The following is a 19,679-nucleotide window of genomic DNA, read 5'->3' on the forward strand; positions in this document are numbered from 1 at the left end:
CGCTTCCAACGGTTGTAGAGGGTCTTGGCCGGGCCGTATTCCTTCGGCGCGTCACACCACCGCAAGCCATTGCGATTGACGAAGATTATCCCGCTCAGCACATGCCGGGCATCCACGCGCGGCTTGCCCATCCTCAGGAAAACAGTCCCCCGGACTGTTTTCTGATCTTCGGATACTCTTGGGAAAGAAGGGCCGTAGCCGCTCCATATGCGCCTCGCTCAGCCAGAAAAGATTGCTCATCGATCAGCTCTCCTTGCGGAGCCTGAAGCACGCCAAAGGCCTGAAAGCAATGGGTCTGGAGCCTAAGGGTCACAAACTCCGAGATCTTCGGGCGCAGAGAACCGCTAATCGAGAAACTTCGCTTTGGTTGGCGCGAGGCGCTGTCGCGACAAAATCAAGTAATTGGGCTTTCCGAAGACGAGTACTTCGGGCGTAAGTGAATCGTGCTATCTTGGCACGCCGGCTCCGCCGGATCTCAGTGAAAGCTGGCCTGAAACGACGTCGGCGTCAGCGAGACATGCGCATCGAGCGGCGGGTAGAGCTCGAAGGCCCTCGGCTCGCGCGAGAAATTCCACATCCGGAACAGACACCAGTCCGTGCGCCGCTCGTCGGCGACGGCCAGCTCGTTCCGCGTGATGTGGAACGGCGTGCGTTCCCAACCGTTCGTCGTCTTCACCGAGCAGGGGCTGTGTAGGTTCCCGGGGTCGACGGCGTGCGTTCCCAACCGTTCGTCGTCTTCACCTCGATCAGCCGCAGGCGGCCATCGGGCGCATAGCTGGCGATGTCATAGCCCGCGCCATCGCCGTCTTCTTCCGAGACCCAGCGGACCTTTCGCGCGAGGTCATCCCGTCCTGCGGCCTTCAGCGTGGCAGGCTCGTGCGCCAGGACGCGCTCCTCACCCGCGCGGCCGAGGACGCGATTGCGCTCGTCCCGGCCTGCCACGTCGAACTTCCTGGTGATGTGCAGCATCTGGTCCAGCTCCTGCGGCGGAGGCTGGTTTGACAGCGTGGGCGGCGGACCGATCCAGATCCGTGCGGCCTCGCGCATGCCGTCCGCAGGCCTCATGCCTGGAGACCGGCCCAGCCAATCCGGATGCAGATCCAGCCACCGCGCCACCGCGTCGACCAGCGTCATCTGGAAATTGAAGGCGGGCTTGTAGCCGGGGATCCAGTCCTCGCCGAGCCCCGTCAGCACCGCGCTGATGTTCTGGTGCTTGAACTCGACCGATCCCTCCGACCGGTCGTTCAGCAGAGGCAGGAGCGCCCGGCGATGCTCGGCCTTGCTGTAGCGGCGCCCGGCGATGTCGTCGGCCAGCATCGCGAAGTAAGTCGCGACGATCAGGTCGTTCTCTTCATCGGTCCAGGGGCCACTCGCCATGCCGCCAGGCTAGAGGCGCGATGTGCTCTTGTCATCAATGGCTTCGCTGAGCCCGTCGCCGATTGATCCGCCACCGCTACGCGCCGTTCTGCCACCGTACCTATTGGATACGCCTCCTGCTTGTTCGGTCTCCGTTTCGGTCGATAGCGATGGAAATAGGGCGCGCAGTTTTGGCGGGACTGCGAGTCAGGTCATTGGAAAGGCGTGAAAATTTTCGACCGAACCGAAATCGGCGCGGTTCGCCCGACCAGAGACGAGAGGCCATTCAGAGACGGAAATCGCTGCGCACCCGCGTCTCAGCGGTTCGCACCCATCCGGCAAACCTCTTTGAAAACGGGAGAAAATCCGCCGCGGGCAAGCGGCCTGAACGGGTTCGAAAGGGTGATAGTGGCGGACGGTGAGGGATTCGAACCCTCGAGACGGTTCCCCGCCTACACACTTTCCAGGCGTGCGCCTTCGACCACTCGGCCAACCGTCCGTGGCGGTTCCTCTAGCGCGACGGACCGCGGGGCGCAAGACGCAGTTCTCTCAAAGCTTCGAAATCCGCTTCTGCAACTCGGCAAGCTGGCGGCGGATCTCGGCCATGTCCTCGGGCTCGGACCCCTTCTTGCCAGCGCGGCGAGGCTCCTCCCCTTCCATCTCCTCCATGTCGGGGCCGCTGCTGCCCGCACCCCAGCCCGCCGCCATCGCCTTCAAGAACAACTGCTGCTGGCGCTGGAGCGCCTCGAAGCCCGGCATCGAGGACATCGGATTCGGGAAAGTCGACAGGTTTTCCATCATCTTGGACTGGCCCTCGCGCAGCATCTCGAAACTGGCGGCCAGGAATTGCGGCACCACGGATTGCGCCTGGGTAGTGTAGCTGCGCACCAGGTCGATCAAGACATCGATGGGCAGCACGTTCTCGCCCCGGCCCTCATGCTCGGCGATGATCTGCAACAGATATTGCCGGGTCAGGTCATCGCCGGTCTTGAGATCGACGATGCGCACCTGGCGCCCGGCACGGATGAAACCCGCGATATCTTCGAGAGTGACGTAATCGCTCGTCTCGGTGTTGTAGAGGCGGCGGCTCGCATAGCGCTTGATCAGAAGCGGGGTCGTGTTCTCGGCCTCAGCCATGGCTCCTCCGGCAATGCATTTGCAGCATGATGGGAAATGGCCCGGAAAAATGCAAAGAAAATCGCCAATCTGTACCGAAGCCGCCTCCGAGATGCCGCAAACGGCAGGGCCTTGGAGGCGGGCATGAGAAAAGGGGGCAGCGAACTGCCCCCTTTAACTTGAAACCGTCAAGGTCTGAAATCAGGCCTTGGTCACGGTGCTGGCCGTGGTCGCGGCGGCGGCGGCTTTCTTGACCGCGGCCTGAGTCTCGCGGGTGGCCTTTTCAGCGGCCTTCTGGGCGTCGGCAGCCAGATCCTTGCCGGCGGTCAGCATCAGGTCGACGGTGTCCATCTGGACCTTCTTCGCCACTTCGGCAAAGGCGGCCATGTGCTCGGCAGCCATCTCGGCGGCGGCGGTGGCGAAATCGCTCAGCGCCTTGGCGTATTCGGCCGGCTCTTCCTTGGACGAGGTCAGCTCGCCCATGCGGGCGATGGTGTCCTTGGCCCACTGGGCCGAGATCTCGGTCGAACGCTCGGCAGCGGCCAGCGCGACGCGAGCCATCTTTTCGCCCAGCGCGGTTTGCGATTTGAAAGCGTCCTGGAACGACGAGGTGTCGACCGGGAATTTCGCCATCACTTCTTGCAGGGTCTTGGTAAAGTCGGGGGTCTTGGCCATGTGCTCTCTCCTTGGATCGGCGCGAAGCTTCGGCACCGGTTGAACTGTTCTGACCAACATATACTTTCTGCACCGCAGCATTGCAAGATTTTCTTGCTGCGGTGCAGAAATTTTTATGCCCGCTCGTGGACGTAAAGCCCAGGCGCAGGGCCAAAGCCCTCACCGGGGCCGCGGGCCTCGATCATGTCCCCTGCCCGCCGGGCCAGCCATTCACCCCAGCGGCCCCACCAGCTGCCCTCGTGGTGCTGCGCCTTGTCGAGCCAGTGCTGCTCGCCCTGCTCGAACCCGGCATCCGAGGTATAATGGCCATATTTCTTCTTGCTGGGCGGGTTGACGATGCCGGCGATATGGCCCGATTCGGACAGGATGAAGGTCTTGTCGGTCGAGCCCATCTGCGCCACGCCGCGCCAGCTGTCGCGCCAGGGGGCGATGTGGTCGGTCTCGCAGGCGATGGCGCAAAGGGGCACGGTCACATCGCGAACATGCAGGCGATGGCCCATCAGGTCGAACCCCTCCCTGACGAAGCGGTTCTGCTGGCACAGGCCGCGCAGATATTCCACCGCCATGCGTCCGGGCAGGTTGGTGCCGTCGCCGTTCCAGAACAGCAGGTCGAAGGCGGGCGGCGTCTCGCCCAGCATGTAGCTGCGGATCGCCGGCCCCCAGACCAGGTCGTTGGCACGCAGGAAACTGAAGGTGCGCGTCATCAGCTGCGCGCCGAGCACGCCGGTCCGCGCCGCCTCCTCCTCGATGCCCGAGACAAAATCCTCTTGCAGATAGGCGGTGAACTCGCCCTGATCGGCGAAATCGGTCAGGGCGGTGAAGAAGGTGGCCGAGTTCACCCGGTCGTCGCCCCGCTGCTTCAGCAGCGACAGCGTCAGCGCCAGCGTGGTGCCGGCGATGCAATAGCCGACCACGTTCAGCTTTTTCTGATCGGTCAGGTCCAGCACCCGGTCCATCACCTCCAGATAGGCGGAGACGTAATCGTCCATGCCGGTGTCGCCATAGCTGGGATCGGGGTTCTTCCAAGCCACCACGAACAGGGTATGGCCCTGATCGACGATCCATTTGATAAGGCTGTTCTGCGGCTTGAGGTCGAGGATGTAGAATTTGTTGATCCAGGGCGGAAAGAGCACCAGCGGGATCTCGTGCACCTGCCCGGTGGTCGGCTTGTACTGGATCAGCTCGTAGAGCTTGGTGCGCGCGACCACCGTGCCCTCGCTGGTGCCGATGTTCTCGCCCACGCGGAAGGCCTCGCGGTCGGCCAGCGAAACGATCAGCTCGCCATTGTTCTGCTCGACATCGCGCACCAGGTTCTCCAGCCCCCTGACCAGGCTCTCGCCCTCGGTCTCCAGCGCCTTTTCCAGCGCGTCGGGGTTGGTGGCCAGGAAGTTCGTCGGCGCCATCATGTCGATCATCTGGCGGGTGAACCATTCGATCCGGCGCCGGTCGCTCATCTCGGGCAGGTCGAGCGCGCTGGCCGCCTCTTGCAGCGCCTGGGCGTTGATCTGGTATTGCCGCTTGACGAAGTTGAAGAAGGGATGCGCCTCCCACAGCGGGTTCGAGAAGCGCCGGTCCCTGGGGCCCTCGCTGGGCGGCGGCGTCAGCGTGCCGCGGGCAAGGGCGGCCTGGACCTCGGCGAAATGGCGCAGCGTCTCGCCCCAATAGCTGACCTGCTGGCCGAGCACGCGCTCGGGCTGCTCGGCCAAGAGCTTGAGCCACGCGCTGGTCGCGGTGGCGAACAGGTCGGGGCCGGGCATCTCGACGCCGGGGCTGTGCGGACGGCGCTTGGCCAGCGCGCTGACCAGGCGCTGGGTCAGCGTTTCGATGCGTTCGATGTTCTGGGCCAGTTGCTCGGGAAGACGGCTGCCGACCCCGAATGCCGCCTCGGCAAAGGTGGTGGTGACAGCGGCAGGCGCGGAGGGCTCGGCAGCGGACCCGGCGGGCTGTCCGGTCGCGGCCGCGGCGGGCGGCGTGGCGACAGGCGCGGCCCTGGGCGGCACGGCGCCCGGACCGACGGCGCCCAGTGGGCGCAGCGCCTCGTCGACGGCGCTGAGCGAGGCCGACTCGGCCTGCGCCTTGGCGGCGGCCTTGGCAGAGGGCTTGCGGCGCGGCCCGGGGCGCGGATCGTTGCGGCTGGCCGCACGCGCCCGCGACACGGGCTTGCGCTTGCCCGATTTCACGACAGGCTTGGCCGTAGCGGCTTTGTCGGCGGCGGTCCTGGCGCGCGCCGGCTTGGCGGCCGCCTTGGGCTCGGCCGGCGCCACCGGCTCCTGCGGCGCCTCTGCTGCGGGGGCGGCCTTCGCCCGGCGGGCGCGCGCCGGCTTTTCCGCATCGGCCGGGGCCGGATCCTGCTTCGCCGCCTTCGCCGCAGAGCGGCCACCTGCTGCCGTCCCGCGACCCCCGCGCGGCTTGGCCGCAGCGTCGCCCGCGCCACCCGCTTCCGATCTTTCGTCCTTGCCCGCCATAATTGACAATCCTCCCTGAACCGTAAAAGCATTATGCTCAGCGCAATACGCAGGTAAAGCCGTGTCCTTCCCTGGCAAGGCCGAATCCGGCGGGTTCATGGGAGAAGGTTGGAATGACGACCTATAAGGGCTTGAGAGGGATCATCTCCTACGACGCGATGGAGACGATCCGCAACACCAACGAATGGATGGGCGCCAGCGCGCGGGCGCTCGCCTCCTACCCGGCCTTCGCCTTGCTGCCGAATCCCCTGTTCAAGCTGATGTCGGCTTGGGGCCGGGTGACCGAACGCAGCTTTGCGCGCATGGTCATCAAGCCGGACTGGGAAATCCCGCCCATCGTCTCCGAAGACGGCCAGGACCATGTCGTCTATGTCGAGCCGGTGATCGAGCGCCCCTTCGGCGATCTCGTACATTTCCGCGTCGCCCGCCGCGCGCCCCAGGCGCGCAAGGTTCTGCTGGTCGCACCGATGTCGGGCCATTATGCCACTCTCCTCCGCACCACGGTCACATCATTGCTGCCCGATTGCGAAGTCTATGTGACGGATTGGCACAATGCCCGTGACATCCCGGTCAGCTGCGGCAAGTTCGACATCGACGATTACACCCAGTATCTGGTCGATTTCATCCGCCATCTCGGCCCCGACACCAATGTGATCGCCGTGTGCCAGCCGGCCCCGCTGGCCCTGGCCGCGACCGCGCTGCTGGCCGAGGAGGACCCCAAGGCCCAGCCGCGCTCGCTGATCCTGATCGGCGGCCCGATCGACCCCGACGCGGCGGCGACCGAGGTGACCGATTTCGGCAACCGCATCACCATGGGCGAGCTGGACTACCTGATGATCCAGCAGGTCGGCTTCAAGTATCGCGGCGCCGGGCGCATGGTCTATCCGGGCCTGGCCCAACTCAGCTCCTTCATCGCCATGAATGCCGAGACGCATGCCAAGGCCTTCCTCGACAAGATCTTCGCCGAGGCCCGCGGCCAGGCGTCCGAAGGCGACAAGCACAACACCTTCTACGACGAATATCTCGCCGTGATGGACATGACCGCCGAATTCTACCTTTCGACGGTCGAACGCATCTTCAAGGAGCGGGAGATCGCGCAGAACCGCTTCACCGTGAACGGCAAGCCGGTCGACCTGGGCAAGATCACCGATGTCGCGGTGATGACGGTCGAGGGCGCCAATGACGACATCTCGGCCCCCGGCCAATGCGTCGCGGCGCTGGCGCTCTGCACCGGGGTGCCGGAAACCCGCAAGACCCAGCATCTGGAACCCGGCGCCGGCCATTACGGCATCTTCGCCGGCAAGAGCTGGCGGCTGAACATCCGCCCGCTGGTGCTGGACTTCATCGATGAGCAGATCCAGCCTGCCGGCCCACGCAAGCGTCGCCGCCGCGGTCCCGAGCCGGTCGAAGGCGGGGTGATCAGCCTCTCCGAGCGCGACGCCAAGATCGCCGTCTGACCCCCGCGGAAACAAGGCGCGGCCCGCCGGCCGCGCCCCCTTTCACGCCGCCCGCGCCAGCACCTCCTCCAGCGCCGCGCCGATCAGCGCCAGGCAATCGGGGGTCGAGAACCGGTGATCGGCGCCCTTGACCAGGGTCAGCCGCATGTCCTCGCCGCTCGCATGGGCCAGAAGATCCAGCGCCCAGGACATCGGCACGTCGGCATCCTCGGTGCCTTGCAGGAAGCGCACCGGGAAGGACAGTGGCAAGGGCTGGTCCAGCACCAGATGGTCGCGCCCGTCCTCGATCAGCTGGCGGGTGATGACATAGGGCTCGTCGTCGTAATCGCTGGGCTGCTCGACCCGGCCCCGTTCCAGCAGCGCCGCGCGCTCGGCATTCGAGAACCCCGCCCAATAGCCGCGCTCGGTAAAATCCGGCGCCGCCGCCACCGTAACCAGCCCGGCCAACCGCTCGGGAATGGTCCGCGCCAGCAGCAGCCCGATCCAGCCGCCCATCGAGGAACCGACCAGCACCTGCCGCCCCTCGGTCAGCCCCCGGATCGCGGCCATGGCATCGGCGAACCAGTCGCCGATGCAGCCCTCCTCGAAGGCGCCCGAGGATTCGCCATGGCCCGAATAGTCGAAGCGCAGGAAGGCCTGGCCCCGCGCCCGTGCCCAATCCTCCAGCCACAGCGCCTTGGTGCCCTGCATGTCCGACCTGAAACCGCCCAGGAACACCACGCCGGGCCCCTGCCCCTCGATCCGCTCATAGGCGATGCGCCGCCCCTGCGGCCCTTCCAGAAACTGCGTCATTTCTCCGTTTCCCAAATACTCTGCGGGGGGAGTCGCGCCTCGCGCGACGGGGGGCGCAAAGCCCCCCGCGACCCTAGCCGCATTGACAACGCCCGGCAATCGCGCCACACCCGCGCGACATACCCGCAACCGGGCGTTCCGTGGGCGCCAAACCGACGAGGAGGACTCCATGTCCCAGATCTCCCTGACCTTTCCCGATGGCAATGCGCGCGACTATCCCGCCGGCGTGACCGCGGCCGAGGTCGCGGCCTCCATCGCCCCCAGCCTGGCGAAAAACGCCATCTCCGCCAGCCTCGACGGGCGGCATATCGACCTGCAATGGCCGATCACGGCCAGCGGCCGCATCGCCATCAACACCATGAAGGACAGCGAGCCGGCGCTGGAGCTGATCCGCCACGACCTCGCCCATATCATGGCCCGCGCGGTGCAGGAGCTCTGGCCGGACGTGAAGGTCACCATCGGCCCGGTGCGCGACCAGGGCTGGTTCTACGACTTCGACCGCGCCGAGCCCTTCACCCCCGAGGATCTGGGCAAGATCGAGGCGCGGATGAAGCAGATCATCGCCGCCCGCGACCCGGTCCGCACCGAGGTCTGGGACCGCGCCCGCGCGCTGGCCTATTACGAGGACCGGAACGAGCCCTTCAAGGTCGAGCTGGTGAACCGCATCCCCGAGGGCGAGGACCTGCGGATGTATTGGCATGGCGACTGGCAGGACCTCTGCCGCGGCCCGCATCTGCAACATACCGGCCAGGTGCCGGCCGATGCCTTCAAGCTCACCCATGTCGCCGGCGCCTATTGGCTGGGCGACGCCTCGCGGCCGATGCTGCAACGCATCTACGGCGTGGCCTTCCGCAACCGCGACGACCTCAAGGCGCATCTGACCATGCTGGAGGAGGCTGCCAAGCGCGACCACCGCAAGCTGGGCAAGGAAATGGAACTCTTCCATTTCCAGGAGGAAGCGCCGGGTATGGTGTTCTGGCACCCGAACGGCTGGTCGATCTATCGCGAGCTGGAGGCCTATATGCGCCGCCGGCTGATCCGCGCCGATTACAAGGAAATCAAGACACCCCAGGTCGTGGACCGCATCCTGTGGGAGAAATCCGGCCATTGGGAAGCCTATCGCGAGAACATGTTCATCGTCGAGGTGGACGAGGAAGGCGCCAAGGAAAAGCGCATCAACGCGCTCAAGCCGATGAACTGCCCCTGCCATGTGCAGGTCTACAATCAGGGCCTGAAATCCTATCGCGACCTGCCGCTGCGGCTGGCCGAATTCGGCTCCTGCCACCGCTACGAACCCTCGGGCGCGATGCACGGGCTGATGCGGGTGCGCGGCTTCGTCCAGGACGATGCGCATATCTTCTGCACCGAGGACCAGATCGAGGCGGAATGCGCCGGCTTCATCGGGCTTTTGTCCTCGGTCTACAAGGATCTCGGCTTCGAGAAATTCGACATCAAGCTCTCGACCCGCCCCGACGTGCGCGTGGGCAGCGACGAGATCTGGGACAAGGCCGAGGCGGCGCTGAAAGGCGCCATCGAGCATCTGGGCCTGCCCTATGAGGTCAATCCCGGCGACGGCGCCTTCTACGGGCCGAAGCTCGACTTCAAGCTGACCGACGCCATCGGCCGCGAATGGCAATGCGGCACCTTCCAATGCGACTTCAACCTGCCGCAGCGGCTCGAGGCGGAATATGTCGGCGAGGACGGGGCGAAGCACATGCCGGTCATGCTGCACCGCGCCGTGCTGGGCAGCTTCGAACGCTTTATCGGCATCCTGATCGAGAACTATTCCGGCAAACTGCCCTTGTGGCTGGCACCGCGCCCGGTGGTGGTCGCCTCGATCGTCTCGGGCGCCGACGATTACGTCCACGAGGTCGTGGCCGCCCTGCGCGCGGCCGGGCTACGGGCCGAGGCCGACATCCGCAACGAAAAGATCAACTACAAGGTGCGCGAGCATTCGGTCGGCAAGGTGCCGGTCATCATGGCCGCGGGCCTGAAGGAGGTCGAGGAGCGCAGCGTCTCGATCCGCCGGCTCGACCGCCAGGGCAGCGAAAGCCACGGGCTCGAATCGGCCATCGCCATGCTGCGGGCCGAGGCCACCCCGCCGGATCTGCGCTAAGCGCCCCGGTTTGGCGACAATTTGCCGATGCGAACGCGCAAGATGACCCTACGTCATCTTGCGCGATGCATTCGTGCTTGCGTTTTTCAGCGAATCGTTCATCCTCTCGTCCGCGTGAGCACGACTTTCTACCGCCTCCCTTCACGGGGCAGCCGGACTTGACGGGAAAGGGCTGCACGGCCCGGGCGCAATCTCGCCCCGGGAGACTTGAAGGAGAGACGGTAAAATGGCTACCGGCACCGTAAAATGGTTCAACGCCACCAAAGGCTATGGCTTCATCGCGCCCGATGACGGCGGCAAGGACGTGTTCGTCCATATCTCGGCGGTCGAGCGTGCCGGCCTGACCGGCCTGAACGACAATCAGAAGATCGCCTACGAACTGCAATCGGGCCGCGATGGCCGCAGCTCGGCCTCGGATCTGAAGCTGCTCTGATTCGGCAGCACCCGGAATTGGAACCGGCCGGCCCCGCAAGGCGCCGGCCGTTTTCATTCGCCCCCCTCCGGCTTCTTCCGTGTCCAAATATCCCGGGGGACGCGAGGCCTGCCCCGTCGAGGGGCCGGCCTCGCGGGGGGCAGAGCCCCCTTCCCACCTTCGCCGCAAGCCACTATCTCGAAGCCCGGAACCGAAACGGGGCGACGGAATGAACCTGGCCGAACATGTGCTGCGCGCGGGGCTTGCCATGCCGGACAAGCTGGCCATGTCGGTCTTGGGCCTCGGCCGTGCCGACCGCTGGTCGCATGCCCGGCTGCGCCAGGCGGTGCTGGGCACCGCGACCGGCCTTCTGCAATCCGGCCTCGAACCCGGAGACCGGCTGCTGATGCGGCTGGGCAACAATCCCGGCTTCCCGGTGACCTATCTCGGCGCCATCGCCGCCGGTATCGTGCCGGTCCCGACCTCGCCGATGCTGACCGCGCCCGAGATCGGCAAGATCGCCGCCGCGATCCGCCCGGCGATGATCGTCGCCGACCAGGGCATCGCCCTGCCCGACCATCCGGCACCGGTGCTGGACGCCGCCCGGCTCGCCGATTTCGCCGCGCTGCCGCCGGTCGAATTCGCACAGGCCGCGCCCGACGACCTGGCCTATATCGTCTTCACCTCGGGCACCTCCGGCCAGCCGCGCGCCGTCTGCCACGCCCATCGCGCCATCCTTGCCCGCCGGATGATGTTCGACGGCTGGTATGGCCTCACCGCCCAGGACCGGCTGCTGCATGCCGGCGCCTTCAACTGGACCTTCACCCTCGGCACCGGGCTCATGGACCCCTGGACCGTCGGCGCCACGGCGCTGATCCCGGCCGAAGGCGTCGCGCCCGAACAGATCCCGCTGATCGCCGCCCGCCACGGCGCCACCATCCTCGCCGCCGCGCCCGGCGTCTTTCGCCGCATGCTGCGCGCCGACTGGAGGCCCTGGGCCGGGCTGCGCCATGGTCTCACCGCCGGCGAGCGGCTCGATCCCGGATTGCGCCGCGACTGGCAGGCGCGCACCGGCGCCGACCTGCACGAGGCGATGGGCATGTCGGAATGCTCGACCTTCCTGTCCGGCAGCCCGGCCAGGCCGGCGCCCGAGGGCACGGCCGGCTTCCCCCAGCCCGGCCGGCGCATCGCCATCCTCGACGATAGCGGCGCACCGGGCCAAGGCCCCGGCATCCTGGCCGTGCACCGCTCCGACCCCGGCCTGTTCCTGGGCTATCTCGACCAGCCCGAGGAGACCGCCGCCCGCTTCCGGGGCGACTGGTTCCTGACCGGCGACCTTGCCGAGGCCACGCCCGAGGGCGCGATCCGCACCCTGGGCCGCGCCGACGACATGATGAATGCCGGCGGCTTCCGCGTCGCGCCGGGCGAGGTCGAGGACGCGCTTTCCGCCCTGCCCGACGCCGGCGACGTCGCCGCCGCCGAGCTGCCGGTGGGACCCGGCACGAGCATCATCGCCGCCTTTTGGACCGGCCCCGCCACGGCCGAGGCGATGCGGCAGCAAGCCGAGGCGCGGCTGGCGCGTTACAAGCAGCCGCGCGAATACATCCGCCTGCCCGCCCTGCCCCGCACGCCGACGGGCAAGATCAACCGCCGCGCCCTGCGCGAGGCCCATCGCAAGGACCAGCCATGACCGAACCGCTTCCCGGCCAGATCCGCCTCGACATCTTCGCCGACCCGGTCTGCCCCTGGTGCCTGATCGGCAAGGCCGAGCTGGACCGGGCGCTGGAAAGCCGCCCCGCCCACCCCTTCGCCATCACCTGGCAGCCCTTTCGCCTCGATCCGCAGATGCCGCAGGCCGGGATGGATTACGTCGCCTACATGAAGATGAAATTCACCGACGAGAAGGGCATCATCGCCGCCATGAAGCCGGTGATGGAGGCCAGCGAGCGGCTGGGCCTGTGGATCAACCCCTCGTTGATCGAGCGGGTGCCGAACACGCTCGACGCCCACCGCCTGCTCTACTGGGCCGGGCTTGAGGGCGTGCAGACCCCGGTCATGTCCGGCCTGATGCGGGCGCATTGGCGCGAGGGCCGGAACATCTCGAACCCGGACGTTCTGGTCGAGATCGGCGAGAAGGCCGGGATGGACGGCCGGATGATCCGCCGCCTGCTCGCCACGGCCGAGGACCGCGACCAGATCGCCAGCCGCGAGCTGCATGCCCGGCAACGCGGCATCAACTCGGTGCCGACCTTCATCGTCGCCGACACCCATGTCGTGACCGGCGCGCAGCCGGCCAGCCTGTGGCAGAACGTCATCGACGAGCTGGCCGGCGGGCAGCAATAGCCTGCCCCCACAGGTTGCGCGGGCCGTGCGCGCGCCCGCAAGATCTGGAAATCGGCGCCGGTTTCGCCTATATTCATACCTCTCATGTTTTTCCGACTCCAACCGGGCGGGCGCGGCTGTATAAGACCCGCTCGCCCCGATTCCGACCCTAGCCAAGGACGCCCGCCATGAGCCGATTCTCCGCCCCTATCGCCGAGCAGATCTGGGACATGAAGTATCGGCTCAAGGACGCCGAGGGCCAGCCGATCGACCTGTCGGTCGAGGACAGCTGGCGCCGCGTCGCCCGCGACCTCGCCCGCGTCGAGAAGGAGCCGGCGCTGTGGGAGGACCGCTTCTATGCCGCGCTGGAGGATTTCAAGTTCCTGCCCGCCGGCCGCATCCTGGCCGGCGCCGGCACCGGGCGCGAGGTGACGCTGTTCAACTGCTTCGTCATGGGCACGATCCCCGACAGCATGGCCGGCATCTTCGACATGCTCAAGGAGGCCGCGCTGACCATGCAGCAGGGCGGCGGCATCGGCTATGACTTCAGCACCATCCGCCCGCGCGGCGCCGAGGTGAAGGGCGTGGCCGCCGACGCCTCGGGGCCGCTGTCCTTCATGGATGTCTGGGACGCCATGTGCCGCACCATCATGTCGGCGGGCTCGCGCCGCGGCGCGATGATGGCCACCATGCGCTGCGACCATCCCGACATCGAGGCCTTCATCGAGGCCAAGCAGGACAGCGCCCGGCTGCGCATGTTCAACCTGTCGGTGCTGGTGACGGACGCCTTCATGCAGGCGGTCAAGGCGGATGCCTCCTGGGACCTGCAATTCGACGGCAAGGTCTATCACACCGTGCGGGCGCGCGACCTGTGGAACCGCATCATGCGCGCGACCTATGACTATGCCGAACCGGGCGTGATCTTCATCGACCGCATCAACCAGCAGAACAACCTGAACTATGCCGAGACCATCGCGGCGACCAATCCCTGCGGCGAACAGCCCCTGCCGCCCTATGGCGCCTGCCTCCTGGGCTCGGTCAACCTGGCCCGGCTGGTCGAGGCGCCCTTCACCGCCGATGCGCGCCTGAACCCCGAGGCGCTGGACGAACTGGTCCGCACCGCGGTGCGGATGATGGACAACGTCGTCGACGCCTCGAAATTCCCGCTGCCCCAGCAGGCGGCCGAGGCGCAGGCCAAGCGCCGCATCGGCCTGGGCGTCACCGGGCTGGCCGATGCGCTGCTGATGCTGGGCCTGCGCTATGGCGCGGCGGATGCGGTCGAGCAGACGCGGGCCTGGATGAAGGCCATCGCGCGTTCCGCCTATCTCGCCTCGGTCGATCTCGCCCGCGAAAAGGGCGCCTTCCCGCTGTTCGATGCGAAGAAATACCTCGCTTCGGGCTTCATGCAGCGCATGGATGCGGATCTGCGCGAGGCGGTGGCGCAACACGGCATCCGCAACGCGCTGCTGACCAGCATCGCGCCGACCGGGACGATCAGCCTCTATGCCGGCAATGTCAGCTCGGGCATCGAGCCGGTCTTTGCCTATGCCTATACCCGCAAGGTGCTGCAAAAGGACGGCTCGCGCACCGAGGAAGAGGTCGTCGATTACGCCGTGCAGATGTGGCGCGACCTGAAGGGCGACGCGCCCCTGCCCGATTGTTTCGTCAACGCCCAGACCCTGGCACCGCTGGACCATGTCGCGATGCAGGCGGCGGCGCAGGAATGGGTGGACAGCTCGATCTCCAAGACCATCAACTGCCCCGAGGACATTTCCTTCGAGGATTTCAAGGACGTCTACCTGGCCGCCTGGGACAAGGGCTGCAAGGGCTGCACCACCTATCGCCCGAACGACGTCACCGGCTCGGTCCTGTCGGTCAGCGAAAAGACCGATGCCGCGCCGCAAGCCGACAAGGGCGCCGACGTGGTCTACCTGACCGAGCCGCTGGAGCGGCCGGCGGCGCTGGAGGGCGCGACCTACAAGCTGAAATTCCCCGGCAGCGAGCATGCGATCTACATCACCATCAACGACATCGTGCAGGGCGGGCATCGCCGGCCGTTCGAGGTGTTCATCAACTCGAAGAACATGGAGCATTTCGCCTGGACCGTGGCGCTGACGCGGATGATCTCGGCCGTGTTCCGGCGCGGCGGCGACGTGTCCTTCGTGGTCGAGGAGTTGAAGGCGGTCTTCGACCCGCGCGGCGGCGCCTGGATCGAGGGGCGCTACGTGCCCTCGATTCTCGCCGCCATCGGCGGGGTGATCGAGCGGCACATGATCGCCACCGGCTTCCTGGCCGGCGAGGGCATGGGGCTGAAATCCGATCCCAAGGCCGAAGTGATGGCGGTGGGCGAACGCCCGCGCGGTCCGGCCTGCCCGGCTTGCGGCCAATACGGCATGCGCATGATCGAGGGCTGCATGACCTGCCCCTCCTGCGGCCATTCGAAATGCGGCTGACCGGCGCGGCCCGGCGCATCTTTCTGCCGGGCCGCAAACCGCATCTGGCGAAACTGCGTCAAAGGTGTAGCCTTGTGATTGCAGGAAGGAGCAGATGCGCATGTCCCGAAAGACCGCCCGCTATGTGATCGTCCCCGACGACAACGTCTTCAACGACAGCATGGAGACCACCAGTTTCCGACTGTTTCGTGCCATGCATCGGCAGCTGTTCCGCGCAGCCGGCGCAAAGCCGGCAAGCAGCACGGCGCAGGGCGCCTGCGAGGGATCGGCGCCGGCGGTGCGGCCGCGCCTGCGGCTGCTGGACACCGAGGTCGGCCGCATCCGGTTGCTCGATTCGATCGGCGAGAACGAGGCATCGCTCGTCAGCATGACACCCGAGCAGGCGCGCGAATTGCAACGCGCCTATCCCGGGCTGCGCGTGCGGCGTGAGTTGCGGCTTTATCCGCTGCGCTACGGCCAGATGAACATCATCCGCAAGGAGGCGAAGCCCGCCGCCTTCCGCTCGGCCAAGGAGCTTGAGCTGCGCTGCGTCGATGCGGCCAGCGGCAAGCCGGTCGCCGGGGTCTCGGTGGTGGTGGTGCTGGACAGCCGGCGCGGCTTCGGCATCTCGGATGCGGTGACGGACAAGGACGGCCGGTTCCGCACGCCTTTGCCCGCCGGCCAGACCCGGATCGACGCGGTGATCTGCCAGCCCTTCTCCGACCATTGGCCCGGCGGGGACGAGAACATCCCTGTCAAGGAGGAGGGCCTGACCGAGCTGACTCTGTCGCTGGTGCCGATCCAGGCGGATTTCCAGGACGGGCTGGAGCGGATGCTGGCGCCGGCGAAAAAACCCGACGGCCGCGGCGTCAGGGTCGCCATCGTCGATACCGGCGTCGATCCCGCCAAGGGACTGAACCTGGAACGCGGGCTGAACACCACCGGCACCGAACCCGCCGACGAATGGTTCGACAACGGCACCGGCCATGGCACCCATGTCGCCGGCATCGTGGCGCGGGTCGCGCCCGCGGTCGTGCTGCATTCCTATCGCGTTTTCGAAAAGGGCGACGGCGGGGCCAGCGAATTCGCCATCGCCCGCGCCATCCGCCAGGCGATCGAGGACGGCTGCGACATCATCAACCTGAGCCTCGGCCAGTCCTCGGAGCCGATTTCGATCTCGCGCGAGGTGCGGCGGGCGCGCGCCATGGGCGTGGTCTGCATCGCGGCGGCCGGCAACGACTACATGTCGCCCGTCTCATACCCGGCGCGCTCGGGCGTGGTGGCGGCGGTTTCGGCCGGCGGCATGCTGGACGCCTGGCCCGAGGGCGCGATCACCGGCCGGAACGTCGCAGACGACCCTGCCCCCATCCAGGACCGCTTTTTTGCCAGATTCAGCAATATCGGCCCGGAAGTGGACTTTATCGGACCGGGGGTGGGGATTATATCTTGGGTCAACAAGACCTCGAAAGGGGTGATGGACGGCACCTCGATGGCCTGTCCCGCCGTGGCCGGGCTGGTGGCGCGATTGCTGTCCCGCACCCCCGAGATCCTTTCGGCAGAGCGCAACCAGCAGCGTTCTGACGACATTATGAAGATGGCGAACAGCCACGCCGTTCCGATCGGTTTCGGCCCCGAATACGAAGGCGCCGGCCTGATCGACCAGAGATGATGGCCCAGAGGTGATGACCATGAAGGCGCAACACAAGAAGTCCCCGAGCTGCGTGCTCGTCTATTCCGATGACCGCGACCCCAGCCGCGAGGAAACCGCCGAGGTGCTGGACCAGTTGAAGCCGCTGCCCGCCGAAGAGGTCGTGCCGGGCACCATCCGGGTCAAGGGCAGCATGACCGAGGTGCGCAAATGCCTGGGCGATCTTGCGCATTGGCAATTGGCGCAGGAAAAGATCTTCCGGCTCAATCCCCCGCACAAGGCGCAGCTGCGCTGATGCGGCACGGCTTCGGTCCGCCCGCCGGGCTGGACCCGCTGCGGGTGAGCGAGGCGCTGCTGCCGCTGGAAAGCTATGACGACCGCCCGGGCTACGACCCGGGCTTCGTCTTGCCGGACCACCCCTTGCCCCTGCCCGGCCCGGGCCGCTGGGCGGATGACCTGGTCGGCCTGGTCCCCGAGGCCCGGCATCCGGGCCGGGACGAGACCGAGATCCGCTATACCCATTTCTCGGTCCGCATGTCGCGTTCGCGCGCCCTGCCGCTTTGCAGCGCCTGCAACATCGACGGCAGCCGGTCAGACCGCAACGTGCCGCGCAGCGACGTCTGGCGCCGCGACCCGCGCATCGACCCGCAGGTGCAGAACCTGCGCGAAGGCTATGGCCACGACCGGCAGGGCCTGTTCAGCCGCGGCCACATGACCCGGCGCGAGGACCCGAACTGGGGCCCGCCGGAAATCGCGCGCCAGGCCGATGCCGACACCTTCCACATCACCAACGCCGCTCCGCAGCGGCAGGGCTTCAACGGCGGCGTCTGGCTCGCGCTCGAAGATTACGTCCTGGACAATACCGACCGCGCCAATCTGAAGGTGACGGTCATCACCGGCCCCATGCTCTCGGACCAGGATCCGGTCTATTACAACCGCCGGATCCCCACCGCCTTCTGGAAGATCCTGGTCTTCGTCCATGCCGGGACGGGGGAGCTGACCACCATCGGCTATCGGCGCTCGCAAATGGATTACCTGCCCCGGCCGGCGGGCGGGCGCGTCGTCTTCGGCGATTTCCGCGACAGCCAGGTGCCGATCCGCGCCATCGCGCAGGAAAGCGGGCTGGATCTTGCCGCCTATGCCGAACTGGACGTGATGGCCGGCGCCTCGCCCGACATGGAAATCGCCGTCGGCAGGGCCGCGGATTTCTACCTGTCGCGCTGACCGGCATCACTCCGCCACCGGAAGAAACCCCCGCGCCAGGATAGGCTCGGCCAGGGTGACGGGGATGGCGCCCGGCGTGCGGCCCCGCTCTGCGCCAAGGCGCGTGCGCACGAAGGCCCCGGCCAGATCGGCATCGCCCTGAGCCAGCAGCACGGCGGCGGCGAGCAGCAGGGCGCTACGCTCGACGAACCAGCGCGCCTCGGCCTCGGGCACGCCCCCCGCCCAGCGGTCGCGATGCGCGGCCAGCGCGGCGTCATAGGCCGGCTCCTGCCCCATGGCGGCATCCAGCCGCGCCGCCAGCATCTCGGCCGCCAAGGGCTCGCGCGCCAGCGTGCGCAGCGCATCGAGGCAGATCACGTTGCCCGAGCCTTCCCAGATGCCGTTCAGCGGCGCCTCGCGGTAAAGCATCGGCAGGGGCGTGTCCTCGACATAGCCCATGCCGCCCAGCACCTCCATCGCCTCGGCGACGACCTGGGGGCAAAGCTTGTTCGACAGGTATTTCGCCAGCGCCACGCCGATGCGGGCAAAGGCCCGATCCTCGGCGCCGCGGCCGTCGAAGCTGGCGGCGACATGCAGGCCAAGCGCCAGGCAGCCCTGCCAGTCCAGCACCAGATCGGCCAGCACCGCCCGCATCAGGGGCTGGTCGATCAGCCGGCGCTGAAAGGCGCTGCGATGGGCGGCCCAGTGATGCGCCTCGCGCAGCGCCGCCCGCATCAGCCCGGCCGGCGCCATGGCGGTATCGAGCCTCGTGTGATGCACCATCTCGACGATGGTGCGGATGCCGTCGCCCTCCTCGCCGATCTGCCAGGCCAGGGCGCGCTGGTATTCGATCTCGGCCGAGCCGTTCGAGCGGTTGCCGAGCTTGTCCTTGAGGCGCTGGATGCGGATGGCGTTGCGCCCCCCCTCTAGCCAGCGCGGCACCAGAAAGCAGGTCAGCCCGCGCCCGCTCTGCGCCAGCGTCAGGAAGCCGTCCGACATCGGCGCCGAGCAGAACCATTTATGCCCGGTCAGCCGCCAGGCGCCGCCGTCGCGTTCGGCCCGCGTGGTGTTGGCGCGGACATCGGAACCGCCCTGCTTTTCCGTCATCGCCATGCCCAGCGTCGCGCCCTGCTTGGCCGCCAGCGGCCGCACCGCCGGGTCGTAACGCCGCGACAAAAGCGCCGCGCGCCAGTCGCCGGGCAGATGGCCGGCCGCCGAAACCACCGGGACAGCGGCATAGGTCATGGTCAGGGGGCAGCAATGGCCCGGCTCGACCTGGCTGGCCAGATAGACCATGGCAGCATGGGTCAGATGGCCGGCCGGCCCTCCCTCCCATGCCACCGAATGATAGCCAGCGGCGGTGGAATCGCGCATGAAGCGGTGCCAGGCGGGATGAAAACGCAGCTCGTCCAGCCGCCTGCCGCCGCTGTCGAACAGCCTCAGTTCGGGCGGAAAGCGATTCGCATCCCGCGCCGCCTCACGCGCCTCGGCCCGGCCCAGGAATGCGCCATAACGGGCCAGTCCCTCGACCTGCACACCGCCCGCCTCCAGCATCGCGCGCAGGGCGGGGTCATCGCGCCACAGGTCGCGGTCGCCGGGGTCCGCCGGCTGGTTCAGGACTTCATGCGTTCCCAGATCGGCCGTCGGATCGAGATGCATCGCCGGAACCCTCCCCTTTCCCTGCT

At 67.2% G+C, this 19,679-nt stretch carries 14 protein-coding genes, 1 tRNA gene and 2 pseudogenes; 9 read left to right on the forward strand and 8 right to left on the reverse strand.

The genetic code is table 11. From position 1 onward, the window contains the following. From AQY21_RS23980 to phaC, 6 genes and pseudogenes are all read right to left on the reverse strand, one after another. Window positions 1-240 (reverse strand): annotated as a pseudogene (locus AQY21_RS23980) (transposase); the annotation flags it as partial. A 235-nt stretch (window positions 241-475) separates the two neighbouring features. Beyond that, window positions 476-1,377, reverse strand: a pseudogene (locus AQY21_RS23985) (DUF3883 domain-containing protein). 388 nt (window positions 1,378-1,765) lie between these two features. After that, a tRNA-Ser gene (locus tag AQY21_RS23990) sits at window positions 1,766-1,855 on the reverse strand. Window positions 1,856-1,905: 50 nt separating this feature from the next. Further along, window positions 1,906-2,493 carry a polyhydroxyalkanoate synthesis repressor PhaR gene (phaR, locus tag AQY21_RS23995; RefSeq protein WP_058100110.1) on the reverse strand — a complete coding sequence of 196 codons (588 nt, stop codon included), beginning with the start codon at window positions 2,491-2,493 and terminating at the stop codon, window positions 1,906-1,908. A 180-nt stretch (window positions 2,494-2,673) separates the two neighbouring features. Continuing rightward, the gene (locus AQY21_RS24000) at window positions 2,674-3,147 is read right to left on the reverse strand and encodes a phasin (protein ID WP_058100111.1); all 474 of its coding nucleotides are present in this window, start codon (window positions 3,145-3,147) and stop codon (window positions 2,674-2,676) included. A gap of 113 nt (window positions 3,148-3,260) precedes the next feature. Further along, on the reverse strand, window positions 3,261-5,612 hold the full coding sequence (gene phaC / locus AQY21_RS24005; RefSeq protein ID WP_082658253.1) for a class I poly(R)-hydroxyalkanoic acid synthase: 2,352 nt from the start codon (window positions 5,610-5,612) through the stop codon (window positions 3,261-3,263). Between the two features lie 113 nt (window positions 5,613-5,725). Between phaC and phaZ the strand changes: the two genes are divergently transcribed. After that, the gene (gene phaZ, locus AQY21_RS24010; RefSeq protein ID WP_058100112.1) at window positions 5,726-7,069 is read left to right on the forward strand and encodes a polyhydroxyalkanoate depolymerase; all 1,344 of its coding nucleotides are present in this window, start codon (window positions 5,726-5,728) and stop codon (window positions 7,067-7,069) included. A gap of 42 nt (window positions 7,070-7,111) precedes the next feature. Here the strand turns inward: phaZ and AQY21_RS24015 are convergent, their stop codons facing one another. Continuing rightward, entirely contained in the window at window positions 7,112-7,861 is a 750-nt protein-coding gene (locus AQY21_RS24015) for a carboxylesterase (RefSeq protein ID WP_058100113.1), read from the reverse strand. Between the two features lie 169 nt (window positions 7,862-8,030). On the opposite strand from AQY21_RS24015, the gene thrS reads away from it, so the two are divergent. From thrS to AQY21_RS24055, 8 genes are all read left to right on the forward strand, one after another. Next, entirely contained in the window at window positions 8,031-9,977 is a 1,947-nt protein-coding gene (thrS, locus tag AQY21_RS24020) for a threonine--tRNA ligase (RefSeq protein WP_058100114.1), read from the forward strand. A gap of 226 nt (window positions 9,978-10,203) precedes the next feature. Continuing rightward, window positions 10,204-10,410 carry a cold-shock protein gene (locus AQY21_RS24025; protein ID WP_011747293.1) on the forward strand — a complete coding sequence of 69 codons (207 nt, stop codon included), beginning with the start codon at window positions 10,204-10,206 and terminating at the stop codon, window positions 10,408-10,410. A gap of 208 nt (window positions 10,411-10,618) precedes the next feature. Next, on the forward strand, window positions 10,619-12,079 hold the full coding sequence (locus tag AQY21_RS24030) for a class I adenylate-forming enzyme family protein (protein WP_058100115.1): 1,461 nt from the start codon (window positions 10,619-10,621) through the stop codon (window positions 12,077-12,079). Continuing rightward, window positions 12,076-12,732 (forward strand): DsbA family oxidoreductase, encoded by a 657-nt coding sequence (locus AQY21_RS24035; protein ID WP_058100116.1) that lies wholly within the window; start codon window positions 12,076-12,078, stop codon window positions 12,730-12,732. Before AQY21_RS24030 ends, AQY21_RS24035 begins: the two co-directional genes overlap by 4 nt. Before the next feature lie 167 nt (window positions 12,733-12,899). After that, window positions 12,900-15,164: an adenosylcobalamin-dependent ribonucleoside-diphosphate reductase gene (locus AQY21_RS24040; RefSeq protein ID WP_058100117.1), complete on the forward strand. Its 2,265-nt coding sequence runs from the start codon at window positions 12,900-12,902 to the stop codon at window positions 15,162-15,164. Window positions 15,165-15,264: 100 nt separating this feature from the next. Then, window positions 15,265-16,812, forward strand: a complete 1,548-nt coding sequence (locus AQY21_RS24045; protein WP_238986892.1) for a S8 family serine peptidase — start codon at window positions 15,265-15,267, stop codon at window positions 16,810-16,812. A gap of 19 nt (window positions 16,813-16,831) precedes the next feature. Further along, the gene (locus AQY21_RS24050; protein ID WP_152988332.1) at window positions 16,832-17,086 is read left to right on the forward strand and encodes a hypothetical protein; all 255 of its coding nucleotides are present in this window, start codon (window positions 16,832-16,834) and stop codon (window positions 17,084-17,086) included. Next, window positions 17,086-18,015 (forward strand): DNA/RNA non-specific endonuclease, encoded by a 930-nt coding sequence (locus AQY21_RS24055; RefSeq protein ID WP_058100120.1) that lies wholly within the window; start codon window positions 17,086-17,088, stop codon window positions 18,013-18,015. Before AQY21_RS24050 ends, AQY21_RS24055 begins: the two co-directional genes overlap by 1 nt. 6 nt (window positions 18,016-18,021) lie before the next feature. Here AQY21_RS24055 and AQY21_RS24060 read toward each other — a convergent pair whose 3' ends face one another. Beyond that, window positions 18,022-19,653 carry an acyl-CoA dehydrogenase family protein gene (locus tag AQY21_RS24060; protein ID WP_058100121.1) on the reverse strand — a complete coding sequence of 544 codons (1,632 nt, stop codon included), beginning with the start codon at window positions 19,651-19,653 and terminating at the stop codon, window positions 18,022-18,024. Between the last annotated feature and the right edge of the window lie 26 nt (window positions 19,654-19,679).

It is taken from the genome of Paracoccus sp. MKU1 (assembly GCF_001447385.1).
In the GTDB taxonomy this organism is placed as follows: domain Bacteria; phylum Pseudomonadota; class Alphaproteobacteria; order Rhodobacterales; family Rhodobacteraceae; genus Paracoccus.